This window comes from Hymenobacter mucosus (assembly GCF_900188255.1).
Classification (GTDB): domain Bacteria; phylum Bacteroidota; class Bacteroidia; order Cytophagales; family Hymenobacteraceae; genus Hymenobacter; species Hymenobacter mucosus.
In genome coordinates this window covers 166,950-186,301 of the sequence record NZ_FZNS01000001.1, presented here as the reverse complement: position 1 = coordinate 186,301, position 19,352 = coordinate 166,950, and the positions used below count along the sequence as shown (strand labels likewise).

The window sequence follows — 19,352 nt, the reverse complement described above, 5'->3', positions numbered from 1 at the left end:
GTTCTTGCAGTACTAGCGTTGCACCGCGCAGGGTAGCTGAGCTACCTGTGCAGGGGTAGTAACTGTGATATCAGGCCCCAAGCTGTGGAGCTTATCATAGATGCCGAAGCCTTTATCAAGACGGCCACCAGGAGAGTTAATCGTTACCCGTACAGAGTCATATGGCTTCTGCCATTCCAACTGGGAGAGCACATCTTCCAACGTTGTAAAGGGCCAAGTATCCCCAGCTTCCGCCGAGTTACCGACAATGGGGCCGCAAATCAGAACCTTCGCTTCGGACATGACACGAAATACAGGTTAAACGCCTCAATAGCGTTAGATTTTATTTCGGCCAATGTAGTATCCGTCGTAGAGACGTTGTGGTCGGCGGCATAAGCGGAGTAGCCCGTAGTCGTGCACTCTACAATGATTGTATACCGTTTCATACTAGAATGGTGATGCGGCACCTCGGATACGCCCTACTAAGCTATGTGACTACCCGAAAAGAGAAGGGCCTTCAGTATGGAGGCGCTTTTCCTTAATAGGAACCGCGGATGCACCAACTAGTTATACGTCCTTTGGTGAGGTGATAAGATAAATGCATCCCCTTGCGCCCTCTCGTACCTCAAGCACATGGGACCGGTACCATGCTTCTCGTAGTGAAGTATGTGAACTGTGCAGCGGGCCATTCTGCTGATTGGTAGCCATTGGATAGGTACTCACTAACTCGGATTACAGCAAAGAATTCCTCCGAATGATTAGGGCTTTGGCAGCAAGTGGCAATCTACACCTGTTGCCTGGTGATGGGATATAGTCTTTACAAAGCAAGAGTGGCTGTAGTCCTTACGGACCTATATAAGTACTAGCCCCCTCCTCTGCCCATTGGGTAATGATTCCCATTCTGTATTTTCCCGCTGATGAACGCTTTCTGTGAACACCTAGGCCTTTTACACCCCATTATTCAAGCACCGATGGCAGGGGTGTCAACGCTGGCCCTAGCCGCAGCCGTGTCAGAGGCTGGCGCACTGGGTTCCTTTGCCACCGGGGCTATTTCCTCAGCTCAAGTGGTGGCTCAGCACCTAGCCGAATTGCAGGCTGTCACTACTAAGCCGATAAACGTCAACTTGTTCTGCCATGCCCCTGCCCCAGAAGACGCAGCACACGACGCCCGCTGGCTTACGCACTTACAGCCTTTCTTTGCGGCCCTACAGAGTGATGCGCCGGGGAGTTTGACGGAAATCTACCCCAGCTTTATAACCAACGATGCCCTACTGGCTGTGCTAGTACAGGCGAAGCCTCGCGTAATCAGCTTTCACTTTGGTCTACCCACAGCAACACAGCTTACTGCCTTGCAGCAAACGGGTGCTTTGCTCTTGGCGTGCGTTACCTCCCCCACAGAAGCGCACGTGGCGGAAGCGGCGGGAGTAGATGTGCTGGTTGCGCAGGGCATAGAGGCGGGCGGGCACCGCGGTACCTTCGACCAGTCGGTAGAACCGGGGATTACTACGCTGGACTTAACGCGTCAGTTGGTACAAGAGTGTCGTCTACCAGTAATTGCTGCTGGGGGTATAATGGACGGGGCCGATTTGGCGGCAGCCCTGCGCGCCGGAGCAGTGGCCGGGCAACTCGGCACGGCCTTCGTTGCCTGCCCCGAATCAGCAGCCTCTGCTAGCTACCGGGCAGCCCTGTTGCAGCAGCCTCCACTACCTACGTCTTTAACGGACGTCATCTCGGGAAGGCCCGCACGCGGACTCGTAAACCGCTTTATGCAAGATATAGATGTGCCTGGGCGCCCGCCGGTAGCAGCTTATTCGCGCGCTTATCTAGCTGGCAAAGCGCTGATAACTGCAGCTCAGCAGGCGGGTGAAACTGGCTTTGCGGTGCAGTGGGCAGGTACCGGCAACAGCCGGGCACGCGCACTGCCAGCAGCCGAGTTAGTACGCACTCTGGCCTTAGAATTACAGCAAGCAACGGCCTAGCGCATCGCCTGAAAAGGATGAATAGTAGCGGTTATGCTTAGTGTTATTCACCACAGCCATTTCTTTATCCTCCTGCGCACTGATATAAAACTCGTACTCCGCCGGGGAGAGTTTTCTTGGTACAATGGCTGTACGGTACTATATATTATTCCATAAGCTGTTCCTTACTGCCTCTGGTATGTTTGTTGCGCAAGAGGCTAGTATACTTCTTTTCGCATGAGTGACACCGAAATCTGTTTTCGTGCTGCCTTACACGAGCAGCAACTTTCAACCGCCGCAGTACTGTTGGCACAACTCCTTGCTACCCGTTGTGAATCTCAGCGCCGCCTAACCCCCGCGCAAGATGCCCGATTACAACAAGGGTGCATGGATTTAGTATTAGCACGGGGTACCTCAATACCGGCCAGCCTACTAATAGAGGCTGCGGCCGAACAATATCTACCTCTACCAGCGACAAGTAAATAAATCCTGAGTGCTAACAAGGCAATACACCATTATATTGGGAGGCTAAGTTAGAATTAGAAATTATTGTTCTCCACGCAAACTACATGATTGGATTTATTCGTTTATACTAGTATCTCATTCAACCGGTAGCTATGCCTCGCAATCCACGCCACCCGCCCCTTTTGACGTCCAGCGCCGTTGGCTGGATACTGGTAGCTTTAGTTACGCTCACTATGAGCGTAGTGCTATGGCGTTTTGGTTGGTAGCAGCCGATGACACTGAGGTATTAGCCTAGTTTGCACGCATTCAACCCTATATTTACAGTAGCTCATGCTACAATGGCTGTCGCTTTCTAGCGTGCGTATACCCTGAATACAGACTCTGAATGCACCATTACTATGCAAACGCCCTTTCTCAAGCGCCGGCAAAGATCAGCAGGCACAGAGCCCCCGGAATCGGGCAAGTGGATTTGGTATATTATAGGTATTCTATCTGTACTGTGGCTTGTCTACTTCTGGTACTTTGAATAGAAACAAGTTCTTTTGCCTTCTACTGTGCCGTTATAGTCAGACTCTTACTTATAGAGTATCACTCTAGGAATGTCCTAGGTAAGTAGCCAAGCACTGGCGGCATCTTCTCCCTCCTCAAAAATACGGCTCACTACCCGGTACCTGGCTCTAGCCTCGGTTTGTAAATGATAAGTGTGGAGCCGAACCAAGTGTTTGCTGGAAGGCAGAATAGCAACGTGGCGGTATCCTGATTGTGTTACCGCACGTGGCAGCCAATCCAACAAAATCCAAGCCTCGTCTTGCTCAGAATAAGGCAATTGCCGGCGCTGATCAACAAGCACCTTCGTCCAACCCGTAAGCTGGAGAGCAGCTATTACTTGATCTAGCAGTTCGCGGCGGGCCACGCTGGGAGGGTCACTTTGGTAGCAGGTTAGGCGTACGTACCCGCGGGTATCGGTTTTGATGCCGCCTGCTGTGTTTTTAAAATTGAAGTTGGAAGCATTAGTTGACACGGAGTTGCTAAACTGGCTGGGATGCGTGTCAGCCATGTGGTGCAAGTAGGAGTGCATAAGTGTATGTACACAGTTCAGACTACTTGTTTACGATATTGCTCGGCAAGGAGGATTGCAGGCACCCCTATTTATTTGCTTATCCGCTATGTAGAAAGACTACGCACTACCCTCTAGGTAGAGCTGCCAGTGCACCTATGCTGGATATTGATCCAGCTGCTACTGCGCAAAATAAGCCAATCCTGATACTGGCGACCAACTTGTTACCTTACGGCGGCGAGCGGGCCGAGGCTGAGGTTTTGGCCAGCGGACTGGTAACTGGGCCCAACGGGTCCGGGGGGTAGCATTTCCGGCCGATAAACTAAGGTTGGGACGGGCGGGGCCACCTTGTGCATTTTCAGCAAACAGGGCTGGCTGCCCATTTCGGTCGTACACCCACCCGTGCTCGGCCCATCCCAAGTAGCGCCCATTTGGTGCGTATAGCAGTTCTTGCTCAAACCATGCTACAATTTGACCGGTGCTGCTGAACAGGGCCCGACAATCATCATCGGCGTATACTAGGGGTACTCCAGCGGTAGTATAAAGAGGTATCATAAAAGGCAGTGCGCTACGTCTGACACAACAATAAACGCACTAGCCCACTCTACTGGATTTAGGCAGGATGATAGGTTTTTACTGGCACTTGCTATTTATTCATTGCCTGCCGGGTGAGAAGTCCAATTAAAAAGCCACCTCAGGGCTTGGAGAAAGCTCTGGGTGGCTTGCTTTGTACACTAAGTTCGCTTACCACAAACGAGTGTCGCTAATGCCGGAAGGTAAGGGTGGATGCTCAGCTAACCCAAGTACGCACCAGCCCGGCTCAATGCCAAAAGCCCCGCCATGCACAAGGTAGCTAACCCAGCGTTCCACGGTACCACCAGTGTAGCGCTCTTGCTCAGGCTCGTATTCCCGTAGCAGTAGGGCATCACCGACCTGAAAATCCCGGTCATTTTCTCGTACGTCAAATGGCTTTACTCCTGCTTGGAGAGCAGCAAAACAGTCGGGCCACACCTTCAATTCGTGGTAGTGAGGAGTAGCACCGGTAGTATTCGTTGAATATAAAAAGGAAGTCGATTTCATGGTCTCGTTCGTCTGTGAGCAGTAGTGGCCCGTAATAATCATGCCATATTAACAAGCCAGGAACAGGAAGTGTTCTTTTTAAAGCAATACAGGCAAATACACCACTACTTCCGCATGAGTGTTCCGCCTTTTGAAGGCTAAGGTGCTTTTAGAATGCCTCCTAGAGAAGGACAGCTACTTCATTGTACTTGTACGTATAAGAAACCATGGACACGAACCACCTCCCCAATCCGCAGGCTCCGCACAACTCCCCTGCTCCCGACCATACCCTGGAAGACTTATTGGCGTTTACCAGCCCATTCGACCCGGCTACTACCTTTCATGAGCTTGCCGAGCTAGATGAACTGAATACCGTGGAGGAGGCTAAGGATCTACCCCAGCATCAAGACGAATAATCATGTCACATTCAGGGAATATTCTCGCACGCCAAAAGTACCCTTAATATGCAGAATAGGCCCTTGGCATAGGTTAATCTAGTCAGATATGTGTATTATCCTAGTCACAATACCGCCGCCTTATTCCTTGTGACTGATGTAGTACAGGCAGTACTTTCGTACTTGTTATTTGCTGCCCCCGTAATGAATCCCCTCGCGTCCCTCCCCTCCCAGCAACCGATGCTAGCTATGCTGGCCATGTTGTTACTTACTGGCGCTGCTGTACCTATTGCCCCTGGTACTGTGCCACTCGTATCGAATCCCGCTCCAGTACTACCAACCATTCCGGCCGAGACATGCGCTCAGCCAGAACTTAGTATGGCAGCGTGAGTCAAGCAACTAGTTAGCTAGGTAGTCGGCAGACACGTTTGCTTGCGGATAGACTCAAGGTAGAAGTACACCTGCGGAGTAGATACCGGTTTAAGGCTCCTACAGCTTGCTTTAACACTATAAGCGCAAGGTTGAGTTGAAGTACCTTCAGAGCTTGGCGCTCCTGTTTCTGCTTGTATGCCGAATCAATACCGTAGTTTGGCTAATGGTTCAGCTTGTAGTGGTCATAGCCATCAGTAGCTTTGTTGCCGCTGTGGCTTTTCCGCTACTGATGGCTTCTTCTCCTCACTATGCCCCTCTCTTCTGGTTTGCTGGTATATTTTGAAAATACCATTGGTCGCTTACTTGAGCACCCAGATGGGTACGCAGTAATTCGCTACCATGCCGGCAAACGGGCAGCGACTGATTTTCAATCGTTTTTGCTCCATCTGGGCCGTTTGTTGCGCCGACGGAACTGGTACAAAATGTTGGCTGATCATCGTGCATCAGCTCCTTTCACGGAAGAGGAACGTCAATGGCTAAGCAGTCATTGGCTAGCCGTAAGCCAAGCGAACCAGCAAGAAATGGTAGCTGCCTTGTTGCTACCAGAAGACGTATTTGCGCGCCTGTCCATGAATCTTATCATGCACGATGCTCGGGAAGGCGCTTTGATATATCATATTTTCAATGATGAAACCGAAGCAACTACTTGGCTTAGACAAAACCAATAAGTAGGCAGTTGTGCTGGAGCCGCCAAGTGCTAATTATCTATTTCGAATTATACCTACCTATTTTCCTATAATTCAGCTATTTGACTTATAAACCTACCCCTTTACCTAGTTAGTAGCAGAGGAAGGGGAGTACTACTCCGATAAGCTCAACAGTAAAATTCATCTTGTGCGTCGACATCAACCGTTTTCCATGTCAGACGGTTGTGTAACTTTCCGCATGATTCGACATGCGTTGGGTAGGCTATTGTTGGTATTTGGGCTGTTTCTAGGGTGCTATGGGCCGGTACGGGCCCAAAGTCCACAGTCACGGCAGTTACGGCAGGCCTTGGCCCGCGCCTCCTCCGATACGACGCGGGTGTTACTGCTGGCCGACCTCAGTGCTAGCTACCGGTACTCTCGCTTCGATTCCGTTCGATACTATGCGCGGAAGGGGCTTAGCCTCGCTCGCAAAATAGGATACCGCAAAGGAGAAGGCCGCTGCCTTTCCCGCATTGGAATTCTGCTGGGGGAACGGGGCAACCTGCCCCAAGCACTACGGGTAGACTTGCAGGCCTTGCACCTCAATGAGGAAAGCCACGACGTAGAAGGCACGGCCCGCACGCTCAACCAAACCGGGTTACTCTATTACGCCTTAGAGGACTACCGCCCCTCCCTAAGCTACTACTTCCGGGCCCAGCGGCTTTACCAGGAAGGCGGCGTACGTGATACTTCTCAGATTATCAGCGTACTTACTAACATTGGAGCTAGTTACCAGGGCTTAGGACAATTCGATTCGGCCGCGTATTTTTTACAGCGTGCCTGGCACTTCACTATTCATTCGCGTTCCGTGCACCAGAGTTGCTGGGGCAACCCCGCGCCCTATGTGCTACGGGAAATAGGCCTATTGCAAGCTTCTTTGCAAAAGCCCGAAGTAGCAGCCACTCATTACCGGCTAAGCTATCAGCGCGCCATCCCCGAAAACGACTTGCGCAGCGCCAGCCGGGCCTACCAGTACCTGGCCGAACTGTATAAAAGCAGCCACCAGACGGACTCTAGTATATTTTATGCCCGTAAAGCGCTCCGCATGGGTCAGGCCTTGCCCTTTGTGGCGGGGATAGTGCGTACCAGTGCCCTCCTTACCGAAGCATACGAGGCGCAACAACGGCCCGATAGCACGCTAAAGTACCTGCGCATCCTGCGCACGGCCCAAGACAGCCTCTACAACCCGCAACGTATTAAGCAGCTTGATGCCATAGGCTTTGCCGAGCAGCAACGCTTGCGCCAGCTAGAGAATGAGCAGCAGGAGTTTGTGGCACAAGTGCGTACCGCTACCTTGATAGCCGGCATTGGGGTGTTGCTACTGATATCTATTCTGCTAGGACACAGCAACCGGCAGCAGCAACGCGCCAATACTCGCCTACGAACGCTCAACAACCAAGTCACCTCCCAGGCAACAGAGCTGACTGCTCAGCGCGACAGCCTCGCGCGAACCCTACAGGAGCTTAAAATTACGCAGGGCCAGCTAGTGCTGCGGGAGCGTATGGCCTCGCTGGGCGAACTTATGGCCGGTGTGGCCCGGGAGATTCAACAGCCAGTGAGCCATGCCCGCAAAATTGCCGCAGTCAGTATGGAGTTGTGTGAAGAGGTGCGTGCAGAGCTTGCCAAAGCCCAACTCGCCCCCTACGACCATGAGGTGGTAGACGAGATGCTACGCAACCTCGGCCAAAATCAAGCGAAGATTTTACAACACACCCAGCGGGCCGAGTCCATTGTGCGGGGCATGCTGGAATACTCTCAGGGCGACGGCAGCCGCCAGAATACGGACCTCAACCGCCTGGCAGAAGAGTACTTACGTTTTACGTATCACGATCTGCGCGCCCGGCATCGGCATTTCCACGCGGCTCTCCTACCAAGCCTAGACCCCGCAGTGGGCCGGGTAGAACTAGTACGCCAAAACCTGGGGCGCGCGTTGGTCGGCATATTTACCGCTGCCCTCCAGGCTGTGCAGCACCGCCGCGCCGAGGCAGACGAAGAGTACGTACCCCAAGTGGCCCTAACTACAAAACGTACGGCCGTGGGCGTGGAAATTAGGGTGCGCGACAATGGCCTGGGCCTTTCGGAAGAGGCCTGCGCCTCCTTGTTTCAGCGCTTTCCGGTGGGCGGCCACGTTGGAGAATCAAGCTTGGGACTCTCCTTGAGCTACGATGTCATCACCAAAGGGCTCGGCGGGACGCTGAGCGTGCAAAGCAGAGAGGGCGAGTTCACCGAGTTCTGTATTACGCTTCCCCTACCCGCCACTACTCCCAAGGGCCTGGAGAGCACACTACTGACCTAGAAGCCAAGTTACGGCGCTACCCTCGTCAGAGAAGGAAGAATACACCAGTGGCAGGCCCTGCACGGAAGTGGTGATGTAGGCCGTTGCCAACCGCGTAAACACATTGCTGGACACTACTACGGCTCCGTAGCGGTAGCCTGCCTGCTGCACAGCACTTGGCAGCCACGTTTGGCTAATCCACTGCTGCTCCGCCGGCGAAAACGCGCGCATCACCGACTGGTTTACCAGCATCTTGCCCCAACCCGTGTGCTGCATGGCCAAGTGCATGTGCTGAAAAAGAGCCTGCAAACTAGCAATGTCCCACCCCTCCTTATTCCAGTCGGCGCGCACGAACCCAGCCGGGTCAATGCGGATACGACCAGCAGGGTTTTCAAAAAAGTACGGAGAAGAGGAAAGTGCCATAAGCAGCTGCAAGATAAGATATCGAATACGGACTATGCGTATTCTGCTTATCGCAGCCCTGCTATTCTGATATACCTACCCTACCAAAACGATAGGGCTGCGCCCAAGCTTTATTGGTGCGGTTGATCAGTTTTTATTTTTAATATTTTATATATCAACAACTTACAACTATAAGATTGACTAGGATTCCGCAGCGGCACTGGTATTGGCAATACACCGCCATCTACCAAGCACCAGTTGCCACATGCCTTTCTTCGACCATATCACCAAAGCGGCGAAAGATTTCTTCATTGAGGAAACCTCGCCTACTGGCCCGTCAATAGGGGCGCCCCTTGTTCGGCCACTGCCTGGCCAGGTGCTAGCGCCTACTCTTGCTAGCACGGTAGCTCCGCCCGTATCAGCTACCCAGCCTACTCAACCTGAGCAGCGCCACCTCGACCACATCCAGAGCCTGCTGACTGGCGACGGCAAGGACTTCGTGGCCTACACCAAACTGGTGAAGAGCCTACAAGCCAGCGGTCTGTCGGGTCCAATTCTCTACCAAACGGCCTTCAACGCCTTCGCGGCTGTGACAAGCCTGGACCTGGCTACCCTGCTGCAATCGGCCGAGCAGTTTGAAGTGAAGCTCACTGCGGACCGCAACCAGATTTTGGAACGGCACCGCGAGAAGCTGGGCGAAATCCGCATTCCAAATGTGCCGCCCAGCCCCATTGTGCGCTTGCAGCAGCAAGAACAGGAGGTGCAAGTAGCCCTCATGGAACTCACCCGCCAGCTGGAAGAAAAGCAGCAGCAGCTCCTGACTACCCGCCAGCACCTGCAGGAGCAGCAGCACAAAGCCGCTATGGCTCTGGCTTCCTACGAGCTGGCGCACGCCACTGCCGCCGCCGACTTGCAGGCGCACCGCCACGCTACCCAGTCTTTTCTGCTGAAGTAGCGGCGGAACACCGTGCCTATGAACCGACATTTTTCCTCACTCCTGACTTCTGCTGCATCATGAACACATCATTTTCTTCCGAATTACAACCTGCCTTACCAAGCACGTTGCCCAAGTGGCAGCAGCCCGAAAAGGTAGCCGGCTGGGTATTTCTGGGTGGCCTAGCCGCCGCCGGCGTGTACAGTTGGGGTACCATCGTGCCATTCTTGGTAGATATGGTGTTTGACACCGTGAAGCTAGGAATTGGGCTAGGCGTGCTGTTCGGGGCCTTTCTGCTCCTAACCAACCCACGCATCAAGGCGGGCTTGTGGTACGCTGGGCAGCGCATCTTCCGCACGGCCGCGGGCATCTTCGTCAACACCAACCCCATCGGCATCATGGAGGACTACATCCGCTCTACCGGGCAGGAAGCCCGCAAGATGGAAGAAGAGGTAGGCCACGTGGAGGGCGCCCACGCACTAGTGAAGCGCAAGCTGGAAGCCAATACCCTGCAGATGCGAGAATACCTGCAACTGGCCGACTCCGCTACCCGCCAGTGCGAACCGGATGCCGCCGAGCAGTACGCCTCCCGCGCGGCCCAGCTCCAGGAATACAACCAGCGGCTACAACCCATGCTCACTACCACCCAGAATGTGAGCCTTGTGATGCGTCAGATTCTAAAAGCCGCCCTGCGGCAAATCGACAACAGCAAGTTCAAAGTAAACCTGCTGAAAGACGAGTACGAGCTGGTGAAACGTACCAGCAGCGGCATGCGCGCCGCCATGAACATCCTGCGCGGCGACCCTGACAAGAAGTACTTTTTTGACCTCGCCACCGACCGCGTGGCCCAGGACATGGCCCAGCAACTCGGCCAAATCAAGCAGGCCATGCGCTACTCGCAGGAATTCGTGAAGGAAATGGACATCCAGAATGGGGTGATGAGCGAGAAAGGCCAGCGCCTACTCGAAAAATACCAGAAAGGCGAGTTCAACGCTTTGCTCGACGAGAAATCTGCTGCCGTGACCACGGCCCAAACCCGCACTGCCACCAACGACGCCTATCGCAGCCTGCTGGACTAATGCTCAGAGCCTGCTGTGCTTCACTAGCTCTTCTCCTTTCAACTCTCTGCTTTTTATATATCATGACAACTCGCGGTAAAATTGTACTGGGCGCCCTACTTGTGGCACTGCTCTACTTCGGCATCAACAAAGTGGTGTCAAGTGGAATGATCTTCAAAAAAGCAGCTACCGAATCGGTGCTGCTGAATTCTATTGAGTTGCCCACGGCAACCGGTGGCTCGCGTGCCAACGTAGCTGTGCCCCTGGCCCCGCTACCGTCCGGAACGCATGCTGAAAAAGGCACGCCCGTAGTGTGGGAAGTGATGGCCTGGAACTCGCAGATGGCGGGCATGCTGGCTAACGGCGGGCCCCGCACCACGCAGGGTTCTACGCTGGCCGCCAACGGCCTAGACCTGCAGATTGTGCGTCAGGACGACGTAGCCAAAATGCAGGCCGACTTGGTGAAAAATGCCCTGGACCTACAGCAAAACCCCGACACACCCGGTTTGCTGGTGAGCATTATGGGCGACGGGCTACCCGCCTTCTCGGCGGTGCAAACGCAGCTGAAAAAAGCCGGTACCAGCCTCCAGATTATTCCTTACTCGGTGGGTAAGAGCTTCGGCGAGGATAAGTTGATGGGCCCCAAGGAGTGGCTCGACAACCCAAAAGCAGCCCTGGGCAAAACCATTGCCTGCTACCTGCGCGACGGCGACCAGAACATTGCCCTGAAATGGTGCGCCGACAACGGCCTGAAAGTCAACCCCGACGAAACTACCTATGACCCTGAAGCCGTGAATTTTCTAGCTTCCTCAGACTTCCTGGTGGCCGCCGAGAAGTACATCATCGGCAAGCCTGAGCAGCGCACTAAAGTGATAAACGGCAAGAATACTGGCGTGCAAGTAGACGTAGTAGCCGACGCCGTAGCCACCTGGACGCCCGGCGACGTGAACATTGCCCGCCAGAAGGGCGGCCTCGTCAACATCGTGTCTACTAAGGACTACAGTAACCAGATGCCCAACATCATGGTGACTACCAAACGCTGGTATGATGCCCACCAGAAAGAGGTAGAAGGCCTGATAACTGCCTTGGCCATAGCCGGCGACCAGGTAAAAAGCCACCCCGAAGCCCTGGAGCGCGCCGCCGATATTTCGGCCGAGGTGTACGGCGACAAGGACAAGCCCGGCGCCTACTGGCTGCGCTACTACAAGGGCGTAAGTGAGGCCGACCGCAACGGCGAGGTAGTGGAACTGGGCGGTAGCAAGGCCTTCAACTTCGCCGATAACCTAGCTTTGTTCGGCCTTAACGACGGCGGCACCAATATCTACGCTGCCGTGTACAAAACCTTTGGTGACGTGCAGAGCCGCCTCTACCCCCGCGAGCTGCCCAGCTACGTGCCTCTAACGCAGATGCTGGACCTCACGCCCCTGAAAAAGCTCCAGGACAAATACCGCGGCAAAACCTTGGCCCCCGCCGAAACCCAACAGTTTGCCGCCGATGATGAAATTCGCCAGAACGTGAGCAAGCGGGCTTGGAACATCGAGTTTAACACCGGCCAGAGTTCCTTCACGCCCGCCGCCGAGCGCCAGCTCCAGCAGCTTTTCAACGACTTGGTGGTGGCTGGCCGCCTGAAAGTAGCCGTGCATGGCCACACCGACAATGTTGGCGACTCGCAGCGTAACCAGCAGCTCTCCGAAGACCGTGCCCTGGCCGTGGAGCACTGGTTGGAGCAGCGTAGCTCCAGCGCCTTTCCTACCGGCCGCGTGCAGGTGTATGCCCACGGCGCTACTGAGCCCGTAGCCCCCAACACCACCCCTGAAGGGAAAGCCAAAAACCGCCGCGTGGAAATTGTGCTGGGAAATTAACCATGCCTGCCCTTGGCTCCTCTCTCAGGGTGAAGAAGCCGAGGCCGACCGGCTCTAACCTGACCTTGTACTGCCGTTGCTTTCTACTTCTGAGGTTATAAGCCCAGAACACTGCCCCACTCTATCTCCTTTGTGGACATACTAAGTATGAAGAAAATGAAAGCCAGTATAGCAAGGACCAGTAGCAGGAGTCTACGATTAGACCCAGGCGCTGCGGGACCTCTCCTAACCATCCACTTCCCAAGGAATACTACGGCAAGTGTGATCAGAGTCACAAGGAACATAACGATGAACCCCACTATCACATTGACGAGACCAAGCGCCGAGGATTCATCTAAAAGCAGTGTTTGCATAGGGGAGAAGTAGAGATGGTTTTTTCAATAAGGGCTAGTAAGGGCGGAGGTTTTACGCCCGAAAATACACGGATTACTTCGGCACATGCTTAGTATGCTACATGCTCACTACCTCACCATTTCACCGCATGAAATCCCTCTTCCTCCTCAATGGCCGCGTACCCCGCACCACATTTGCGCTGATGGCCGCGGCGCAAGGGGCCGGGCTCCTGCTGCTGTGGCTGTTTTATCCACTGCGCTTATTTCCTTCGTTAAGCGACGTACTGCGGGCCTTGGCTGACCTGGTCTCTACCCAAGGGCTGGTTCAGGAGCTGTGGGCCAGTATGACCACGGCCCTCCAAGCTTTGGGCACTGCCACGGTGCTGGCCCTGCTCATTTCCTACCTCACGGCCCTACCCTTCTTCCGCCCCTTGGCTTATGCGGCCTCCAAGATGCGCTACCTCACCCTCACGGGCCTAACCTTTTTTATGGCCCTAATGGTGAGTTCCGGCCACGAAGTGAAGCTCTCAGTGCTGATTTTCGCCACCACCGTCTACCTCGTCACGGGCATGACGAGCGTAATCCTGACAACCACCCAGCAGGAAATGGACCATGCCCGCACCCTGGGGCTGGGCGAGTGGCGCAGCTTTTGGGAGGTAGTGGTGCTGGGCAAGCTCGACGACATGCTGGAGGTAGTCCGTCAGAACTTCGCCATCATCTGGACGATGATTACCCTGGTGGAAACGCTCTATCAATCGGAAGGCGGCATTGGGCTGCTGCTTTACAAGCAAAACCGCTACCTCCACCTCGATGGGGTAGTCGCCATCCAACTCGTCATCCTCGCGGCCGGTGCCGCCCAGGATTACCTCTTTGGCCTCCTGCGCCGGGTGTTCTTTCCCTACTCCGGGTTGGCTTCGGCGCAGTAGGGTGAAGCACATAGGCACACGTGTATTCACACATCTTCGAATCTCATCCCGAGCCGCATGACATTCGGGAGTAGCCAAAATGCCACACTCCTTAGCCTATTAGTTTACCATTTCACGGCCATGACCCCTTATTTCTACAAAGCCCCGGTGCTGACGCTCGACAATGTGTCCATGCAATTTGCGGGCGAAACCATCCTGCGCGACATCTCGGCCCAGGTGCTGGACGTGTGCCGGCCGGGCATGAGCCAGGGCCAGGTGGTCGGCTTCTACGGCCGCTCGGGCATGGGCAAATCGGTACTGTGCCGCATCATGGCGGGACTAATGGCTCCGAGCAGCGGCACGGTGCTAGTGGGTCAGGAGCAGCACGAAGTAGCTCCGGGCGCGGTGGGCTTCGTGCAGCAGCAGTACCCCCTGTTCAACCACCGCACCTTACACGACAACCTGCTGGTAGCCGCCGCCCGCAACTATCCCGATGTAGCCGAAGCCCGCCGGCAAGCTGCTTTCTACTTGGAGCGGTTTCAACTCACGGCTCACCGCCAGAAATACCCGGCCCACCTCTCCGGCGGGCAGCGCCAGCGCGCCGCCATTGCTCAGCAGCTCCTCTGCTCCGACCACCTCATCCTGCTCGACGAGCCCTTTTCCGGCCTCGACGTAGCCATGATTGACGAGGTCAAGCAAATCATCCTCGAAGTCACGACTATGGACGAGCTCAACACGGTCGTCATCGTTTCCCACGACATTCAGACCACCACCGCCCTAGCCGACCGCCTCTGGCTCCTGGGCCACGAACGGGACGCCAGCGGCCAGTTGCTCCCCGGCGCTACCATTAGCCCCCAGCACCAGTACAACCTCGCCGAAATGGGCCTGGCCTGGCACGAAAACGTGGAAGCCGAACCGGAGTTTAACCGCTTCGTGGAGCACTTGAAAGATGAGATTCGGCAGAGTGCGTAGCAGAACGTTATGCTGGCCCAGAAAGCGTCTTGTCTGTTATAGTTGGAGCAGCTGAACGACTTCGTTTTACCTTCGCTGTTAGTATTTCCTGTTATCCGCTTATGTATTGCAAACTTTATGTGTCGCCGGCTCCTATTAGCAACCTTTTTCCTGCTAGGAATACCGGGGAGTTCTTTCTTCCTCCCAGCAGCGTTCAGCCAAACAGCGCAGCAACTGGAAGCTCAAACCATTCAGCAGGGAATAGCTCATCGTCAGCCTGGTGAGGCCGACACAACCTTTCTAAAACGTGTCCTACCCGTTTCCTTCCCCGCGTCCGGCGACCTTGTTGCCTATGCGTGGCGGCCAAGCGCATTTGGTAAACAGCTATTCTTCGTGCTTGGTAGTGGCGATAATGAGTACGGGAACGACCTATTCATATTAGACCCGATTGAAGCCAATACCTACGCTGTCCAAATTCTTCCGCCAGAGCCGTTTATGGGTGATAAAACGTATTTGGCTTCTCTATTTTTTGCCGACGTTGATGAAGACGGGCAAAAGGAGTTGCTGACCTTGCTGGAATGCAGTCTTCGGGAAGAATTCAAGATGGACGGTCAATGGCGTATTGGCCGCAAGACGCATTACCAAACGATGATTTTTAAATACGCGGGGCTAAGCAGCACCGGCCGGCCCCAATACGAAGAGGATACAACGCCCCGCCCTTACCTGGACGAGTTAGCTACGGCGGCCGAGGTCCGAGAGAATTTACCCAAACGCAAAGCACCTCAGCGCAAACCAGCCGCCAGAGCGAGTAAGTAACCAAGTGGCCCACAGTATCAGCCTCCTCACTCCTGAGGCACTATCACCATTCGGTATCATTCACGCCGCAAGCTGATACTTTCGCACCCGAAGGCCTACGTCTTACTAGTTAACTACTCATTACTACTTCCCCTCCATGCCCTCCGGTACCCTTCTGCTGATTGACGACGAAGCCCGCCTGCGCCAGCTGTTGGCGCGGGTGCTGGAACTCGAAGGCTACGCCGTGCTGCAAGCCCCCGATGCCAGCCGCGGCCTGGAGCTGCTCCAGCAACACGCCGATTCCGTGCTGGTCGTGGTGTCGGACGTGAAGCTACCCGATGCCCACGGCGTAGACCTGATTCCACGGCTTAAGGCCAAGGCACCCGATATCGAAATCGTGCTGCTTACCGCTTTCGGCACCATCCCTGATGGGGTACGGGCCATGAAGCAAGGTGCCTTCGACTACCTTACCAAGGGCGACTTCGAGCAACAACTGGTGGTAGTGGTAGAGCGGGCGGCCGAAAAAGCCCGCCTGCGCCGCCGCGTAGCGGAGTTGGAGCGACGCATGGGCCAGCGCTACAGCTTCGAGAGTATGATTGGCGGGGCTCCGGCCCTACGCCGCGCCCAAGACCTGGCCCGCCAGGTAGCGCCAACGGATAGCACGGTGCTGCTGGAAGGGCCCACCGGCGCCGGCAAGGAACTCTTCGCCCAGGCCATCCACCACGCCAGCGCCCGCCAGCACAAGCCCTTCGTGGCCCTCAACTGCTCCGCCTTTCCCAAAGACCTGCTCGAATCCGAACTCTTCGGCTACAAGAAAGGCGCCTTCACCGGCGCCCTCGCCGACAAGAAGGGCCTGCTGGAAGAAGCCACCGGCGGCACCCTGTTCCTGGATGAAATCGGTGAGCTCGAACTCAACGTGCAGGCCAAGTTCCTGCGCGTGCTCGAAACCCGCCAGTTTACCAAGCTCGGCGACACTAAGCCCACCAGCGTCAACCTGCGCATCGTGGCCGCCACCAACCGCAACCTCAAGCTCGAAGCTGCCTCCCACCACTTCCGCCCCGACCTCTACTACCGCCTTTCCGTCTTCACCATCAATGTGCCCAGCCTGCAAGAGCGCGCCACTGATGTACCCGCCCTGGCCGAGTACTTCCTACAGCATTTCGCGGCTCAATTGCGCAAGCGCCTGCCCGGTCTAGAGCCTGAATGTGTGGAGCTGCTGCAGCGCTACGAGTGGCCCGGCAACGTGCGCGAGCTGAAGAACGTGCTGGAACGCGCCGCTATCCTCGCTCCTGCCGACCAGCCCCTGTCCGCTGGCTACCTCCCCGACGAGTTCCACGCCCTGCCTTCCCCACTCAGCCCCGACGCTGACCCTGCCGACCAAAGCCTGCGCGCCGTGGAAGCTCGCCACATCCGCCAAGTGCTCTACCAGGTGCAAGGCAACAAAACCGAAGCCGCCCGCCGCCTCGCCATTGGCATCACAACCCTTTACCGCAAAGTGCAAGAGTACGGGTTGTAGAGGGTTGGGCGGGCAGAAGCATACCTCCTTCCGTCGCCGGAATCCTTCGAACACGCAAAATCCTCCGGTTGGCAGTTATCCGCCTAGCTGTACTGATTCCTCATGTCGCTTAAACTCAAAATCCGCCTTGGCATTGCCCTGCTGCTGACCCTGTTGCTGGGCTTGGGTGGATATACAATTCTTACTATTCAGCGGCTGAGCGTTGGGGCGCAGCACGCCCAACAAGCCAACTTCCGCTCCCTTGAGTATGGGGAGCAGATGCTTTCGGCGCTGGAGCAGCTACGGGAACAACCTACGCTGGGCCCGCCCCTCGCGCAGCTTCGGCATGCTCTCACGCGCGAAGCAGCCAACATTACCGAAGCAGGTGAGCTGGAGTTAGTTGATACCCTGACCCAACACGTGGCCGACTACCAGCGCCTTGTGGATGACCGGGCCCCCAACACCCAGCAACTCGCTACCCTGCACCTATTGCAAGCTGAAACGCACCGGATGATGCAGCTAAACGCCAAGACGTTTAACCACCAAACCCGCGCCGCAGCTACAACGGCAACCCAAGCTCGGGGCATGGTGGGGCTGCTGCTGCTGCTGAGCGTGGCCGTGGGGTTGGCCCTAGTGGTGCGCCTGCCCCGAATAGTGCTGCGGCCATTACGTCGTCTGCGCGCCGACGTGGAGGACGTGGCCAGCCCCGGCCCCACTACTACTGTGTTTATTGCCAAAAATGATGAAGTGGGCGCCGTTGCCCTAGCGCTGAACCGTGCCTTCGGCTACATGCAGGACCAACGGAGCGTCACGCGGGCAGCCTTGGCAACTGAACGCAGCCGCCTGGAAAGCCTAATTGAACACTTAGATGAAGGCCTGTTGCTACTCGACCCCGAGCGGTGCGTACTACTGGCAAATCCCGTAGCTCGGGAACTGCTGGGTCGCACCGCCGCCGACTTAGTGGGCCAACGCGCCGAGGACCTGAGTCGGGAATCGTCGTTACTGCGCGACTTGTTTCAGCCTCTATTAGCCCAACACTCGGTTCGAGCGGAGGAAACACTACCACCCGTGCTGCTCACCATTACGCGGCCCGATGGGGAGGTTGCTTACTACCAGCTAACCGTGAACCACATTGTGTCGCGCAACCGCGAAACTGCTCGCACCGAATTTGTGGGGCACATTCTATCATTGCGCAACGTGTCGGATTTCAAGAAGCTGGATGAAGTAAAGTCGAATTTCCTGGCTACGGTCTCACACGAGCTAAAAACGCCCCTGGCCAGCATCAACCTCAGCCTCATGCTCTTGCAGGACGAGCGCACCGACCCGGAGGAGCGCCTGCGCATCGCCGACGGTATCCGCGACGAAACCCAGCGTCTGCTGGGCATGGTAGGCCAGTTGCTAGCAGTATCGCGCCTCGACGCCGGGGCCGGCATTCAGCTTGACTTGCAGCCTATTACCCTATCCGCAGTAGTTGAGTACGCCACCGATACGGTGCAGCCCCAGCTTGATGACAAGGAACTGCAACTGCGGGTGGAGCTGCCCGCTGGACTCTCTACCGCCCGCGCCGACGTAGAAAAGACTACCTGGGTACTAATCAATCTGCTGGCAAATGCCATCCGCTACTCGCCCCGCGGGGCAGTGCTTACAGTGCGGGCGGTGCAATACCCTGAGCAGCTGGAAATCAGCGTGCAGGATTGCGGGCCCGGTATCCCAGCCGAATACCACGAACGAATCTTTCAGCGCTTTGCGCAAATACCCAACGCCAGCGGACACAAGGGCGGGTCGGGGCTGGGGCTGAGTATTTCCCGGGAGTTCATCACGGCGCAAGGTGGCCGTTTGTGGGTTGAAAGCACGCCAGGCGAAGGCAGTCAATTTCGGTTTACGCTACCACGCGCAAGCTAATTGCGGTAAGAACGAAGCCGAGCGCCAAGTGAAAAGCAGACGAGAGCGGTATGAGACGGCAAGGCCGCCTAGACATACGCATAAGGCGATGTCACAAATTCATTGAATTAGGCATATTTCTACCCCCTTAGCGCCTTGGTTTTCAGTTCAAGCCGTATTGTAAGGCTAACTAGCACGAGCCTTTTCTGCCCATGCCCGTGTCACAAATACTGCTGGTACGGCCTTGGTTGGGGTGCTACAGGAGCGCACTTTTGTGTATCACTACGGCTCCCCAGTTTTACCTGGGGAACTAGCCATCCGCCCCCTTTCCACAACCAAGCCCGAAAGCCGAAGAAGCGTGTAATACGCCCTTCGGCTTTTGCGTGGAAAATTACCACATAGCAGCACGTAGATGCAGGGCCCGTCAGTTA

General features: G+C 55.6%; 18 protein-coding genes. 12 read left to right on the top strand and 6 right to left on the bottom strand.

Going from position 1 to position 19,352, the window contains the following annotated elements:
- Positions 1 to 12 precede the first annotated feature (12 nt).
- Entirely contained in the window at positions 13 to 282 is a 270-nt protein-coding gene (locus CHB83_RS00810; protein ID WP_089331349.1) for an ATP-dependent Clp protease proteolytic subunit, read from the bottom strand.
- A gap of 614 nt (positions 283 to 896) precedes the next feature.
- Here CHB83_RS00810 and CHB83_RS00805 point away from each other — a divergent pair.
- Positions 897 to 1,958 (top strand): NAD(P)H-dependent flavin oxidoreductase, encoded by a 1,062-nt coding sequence (locus CHB83_RS00805; protein WP_089331348.1) that lies wholly within the window; start codon positions 897 to 899, stop codon positions 1,956 to 1,958.
- 1,048 nt (positions 1,959 to 3,006) lie between these two features.
- Here CHB83_RS00805 and CHB83_RS00800 read toward each other — a convergent pair.
- The 3 genes from CHB83_RS00800 to CHB83_RS00795 form a co-directional block, all read right to left on the bottom strand.
- Positions 3,007 to 3,459, bottom strand: a complete 453-nt coding sequence (locus CHB83_RS00800) for a hypothetical protein (RefSeq protein WP_089331347.1) — start codon at positions 3,457 to 3,459, stop codon at positions 3,007 to 3,009.
- A gap of 180 nt (positions 3,460 to 3,639) precedes the next feature.
- A complete protein-coding gene (locus CHB83_RS23435) occupies positions 3,640 to 4,014 on the bottom strand; it encodes a 4-fold beta flower protein (RefSeq protein ID WP_143436953.1) in 375 nt (124 codons plus the stop codon).
- A gap of 189 nt (positions 4,015 to 4,203) precedes the next feature.
- Positions 4,204 to 4,539 carry an ASCH/PUA domain-containing protein gene (locus CHB83_RS00795; protein WP_045689454.1) on the bottom strand — a complete coding sequence of 112 codons (336 nt, stop codon included), beginning with the start codon at positions 4,537 to 4,539 and terminating at the stop codon, positions 4,204 to 4,206.
- A 206-nt stretch (positions 4,540 to 4,745) separates the two neighbouring features.
- On the opposite strand from CHB83_RS00795, the gene CHB83_RS00790 reads away from it, so the two are divergent.
- The 3 genes from CHB83_RS00790 to CHB83_RS00780 all read left to right on the top strand — a co-directional run bounded on the left by CHB83_RS00790 (position 4,746) and on the right by CHB83_RS00780 (position 8,327).
- Positions 4,746 to 4,934, top strand: coding sequence for a hypothetical protein (locus CHB83_RS00790; protein WP_055562641.1), 189 nt, complete (start codon positions 4,746 to 4,748; stop codon positions 4,932 to 4,934).
- Positions 4,935 to 5,593: 659 nt separating this feature from the next.
- A complete protein-coding gene (locus CHB83_RS00785; protein WP_089331346.1) occupies positions 5,594 to 6,013 on the top strand; it encodes a hypothetical protein in 420 nt (139 codons plus the stop codon).
- Between the two features lie 190 nt (positions 6,014 to 6,203).
- Positions 6,204 to 8,327, top strand: a complete 2,124-nt coding sequence (locus CHB83_RS00780; RefSeq protein ID WP_089331345.1) for a tetratricopeptide repeat-containing sensor histidine kinase — start codon at positions 6,204 to 6,206, stop codon at positions 8,325 to 8,327.
- On the opposite strand, the gene CHB83_RS00775 is transcribed toward CHB83_RS00780, so the two are convergent.
- Positions 8,316 to 8,729 (bottom strand): hypothetical protein, encoded by a 414-nt coding sequence (locus CHB83_RS00775; protein ID WP_089331344.1) that lies wholly within the window; start codon positions 8,727 to 8,729, stop codon positions 8,316 to 8,318. The two genes, CHB83_RS00780 and CHB83_RS00775, sit on opposite strands and share 12 nt — an antisense overlap.
- 244 nt (positions 8,730 to 8,973) lie before the next feature.
- On the opposite strand from CHB83_RS00775, the gene CHB83_RS00770 reads away from it, so the two are divergent.
- From CHB83_RS00770 to CHB83_RS00760, 3 genes are all read left to right on the top strand, one after another.
- A complete protein-coding gene (locus tag CHB83_RS00770; RefSeq protein WP_089331343.1) occupies positions 8,974 to 9,663 on the top strand; it encodes a hypothetical protein in 690 nt (229 codons plus the stop codon).
- A gap of 59 nt (positions 9,664 to 9,722) precedes the next feature.
- Complete coding sequence (locus CHB83_RS00765) at positions 9,723 to 10,721, top strand: hypothetical protein (protein ID WP_089331342.1); 999 nt, start codon at positions 9,723 to 9,725, stop codon at positions 10,719 to 10,721.
- Between the two features lie 62 nt (positions 10,722 to 10,783).
- Positions 10,784 to 12,562 carry an OmpA family protein gene (locus CHB83_RS00760; protein ID WP_179225421.1) on the top strand — a complete coding sequence of 593 codons (1,779 nt, stop codon included), beginning with the start codon at positions 10,784 to 10,786 and terminating at the stop codon, positions 12,560 to 12,562.
- A gap of 95 nt (positions 12,563 to 12,657) precedes the next feature.
- On the opposite strand, the gene CHB83_RS00755 is transcribed toward CHB83_RS00760, so the two are convergent.
- Positions 12,658 to 12,915, bottom strand: coding sequence for a hypothetical protein (locus tag CHB83_RS00755; protein WP_089331340.1), 258 nt, complete (start codon positions 12,913 to 12,915; stop codon positions 12,658 to 12,660).
- Positions 12,916 to 13,043: 128 nt separating this feature from the next.
- Between CHB83_RS00755 and CHB83_RS00750 the strand changes: the two genes are divergently transcribed.
- The 5 genes from CHB83_RS00750 (at position 13,044) to CHB83_RS00730 (ending at position 18,942) form a co-directional block, all read left to right on the top strand.
- Positions 13,044 to 13,820 carry an ABC transporter permease gene (locus CHB83_RS00750; protein ID WP_143436952.1) on the top strand — a complete coding sequence of 259 codons (777 nt, stop codon included), beginning with the start codon at positions 13,044 to 13,046 and terminating at the stop codon, positions 13,818 to 13,820.
- A gap of 120 nt (positions 13,821 to 13,940) precedes the next feature.
- Positions 13,941 to 14,771 carry an ATP-binding cassette domain-containing protein gene (locus CHB83_RS00745; protein ID WP_179225420.1) on the top strand — a complete coding sequence of 277 codons (831 nt, stop codon included), beginning with the start codon at positions 13,941 to 13,943 and terminating at the stop codon, positions 14,769 to 14,771.
- A 42-nt stretch (positions 14,772 to 14,813) separates the two neighbouring features.
- Positions 14,814 to 15,566 carry a hypothetical protein gene (locus CHB83_RS00740; protein WP_143436951.1) on the top strand — a complete coding sequence of 251 codons (753 nt, stop codon included), beginning with the start codon at positions 14,814 to 14,816 and terminating at the stop codon, positions 15,564 to 15,566.
- 136 nt (positions 15,567 to 15,702) lie between these two features.
- On the top strand, positions 15,703 to 17,061 hold the full coding sequence (locus tag CHB83_RS00735) for a sigma-54-dependent transcriptional regulator (protein WP_089331336.1): 1,359 nt from the start codon (positions 15,703 to 15,705) through the stop codon (positions 17,059 to 17,061).
- A gap of 102 nt (positions 17,062 to 17,163) precedes the next feature.
- Positions 17,164 to 18,942: a sensor histidine kinase gene (locus CHB83_RS00730; protein WP_089331335.1), complete on the top strand. Its 1,779-nt coding sequence runs from the start codon at positions 17,164 to 17,166 to the stop codon at positions 18,940 to 18,942.
- Positions 18,943 to 19,352 lie beyond the last annotated feature (410 nt).

Coding starts and splice junctions, on each gene's coding strand:
- CHB83_RS00810 (WP_089331349.1), bottom strand. CDS start 282: ATGTCCGAAGCGAAGGTTCTGATTTGCGGCCCCATTGTCGGTAACTCG.
- CHB83_RS00805 (WP_089331348.1), top strand. CDS start 897: ATGAACGCTTTCTGTGAACACCTAGGCCTTTTACACCCCATTATTCAA.
- CHB83_RS00800 (WP_089331347.1), bottom strand. CDS start 3,459: ATGGCTGACACGCATCCCAGCCAGTTTAGCAACTCCGTGTCAACTAAT.
- CHB83_RS23435 (WP_143436953.1), bottom strand. CDS start 4,014: ATGATACCTCTTTATACTACCGCTGGAGTACCCCTAGTATACGCCGAT.
- CHB83_RS00795 (WP_045689454.1), bottom strand. CDS start 4,539: ATGAAATCGACTTCCTTTTTATATTCAACGAATACTACCGGTGCTACT.
- CHB83_RS00790 (WP_055562641.1), top strand. CDS start 4,746: ATGGACACGAACCACCTCCCCAATCCGCAGGCTCCGCACAACTCCCCT.
- CHB83_RS00785 (WP_089331346.1), top strand. CDS start 5,594: ATGCCCCTCTCTTCTGGTTTGCTGGTATATTTTGAAAATACCATTGGT.
- CHB83_RS00780 (WP_089331345.1), top strand. CDS start 6,204: ATGTCAGACGGTTGTGTAACTTTCCGCATGATTCGACATGCGTTGGGT.
- CHB83_RS00775 (WP_089331344.1), bottom strand. CDS start 8,729: ATGGCACTTTCCTCTTCTCCGTACTTTTTTGAAAACCCTGCTGGTCGT.
- CHB83_RS00770 (WP_089331343.1), top strand. CDS start 8,974: ATGCCTTTCTTCGACCATATCACCAAAGCGGCGAAAGATTTCTTCATT.
- CHB83_RS00765 (WP_089331342.1), top strand. CDS start 9,723: ATGAACACATCATTTTCTTCCGAATTACAACCTGCCTTACCAAGCACG.
- CHB83_RS00760 (WP_179225421.1), top strand. CDS start 10,784: ATGACAACTCGCGGTAAAATTGTACTGGGCGCCCTACTTGTGGCACTG.
- CHB83_RS00755 (WP_089331340.1), bottom strand. CDS start 12,915: ATGCAAACACTGCTTTTAGATGAATCCTCGGCGCTTGGTCTCGTCAAT.
- CHB83_RS00750 (WP_143436952.1), top strand. CDS start 13,044: ATGAAATCCCTCTTCCTCCTCAATGGCCGCGTACCCCGCACCACATTT.
- CHB83_RS00745 (WP_179225420.1), top strand. CDS start 13,941: ATGACCCCTTATTTCTACAAAGCCCCGGTGCTGACGCTCGACAATGTG.
- CHB83_RS00735 (WP_089331336.1), top strand. CDS start 15,703: ATGCCCTCCGGTACCCTTCTGCTGATTGACGACGAAGCCCGCCTGCGC.
- CHB83_RS00730 (WP_089331335.1), top strand. CDS start 17,164: ATGTCGCTTAAACTCAAAATCCGCCTTGGCATTGCCCTGCTGCTGACC.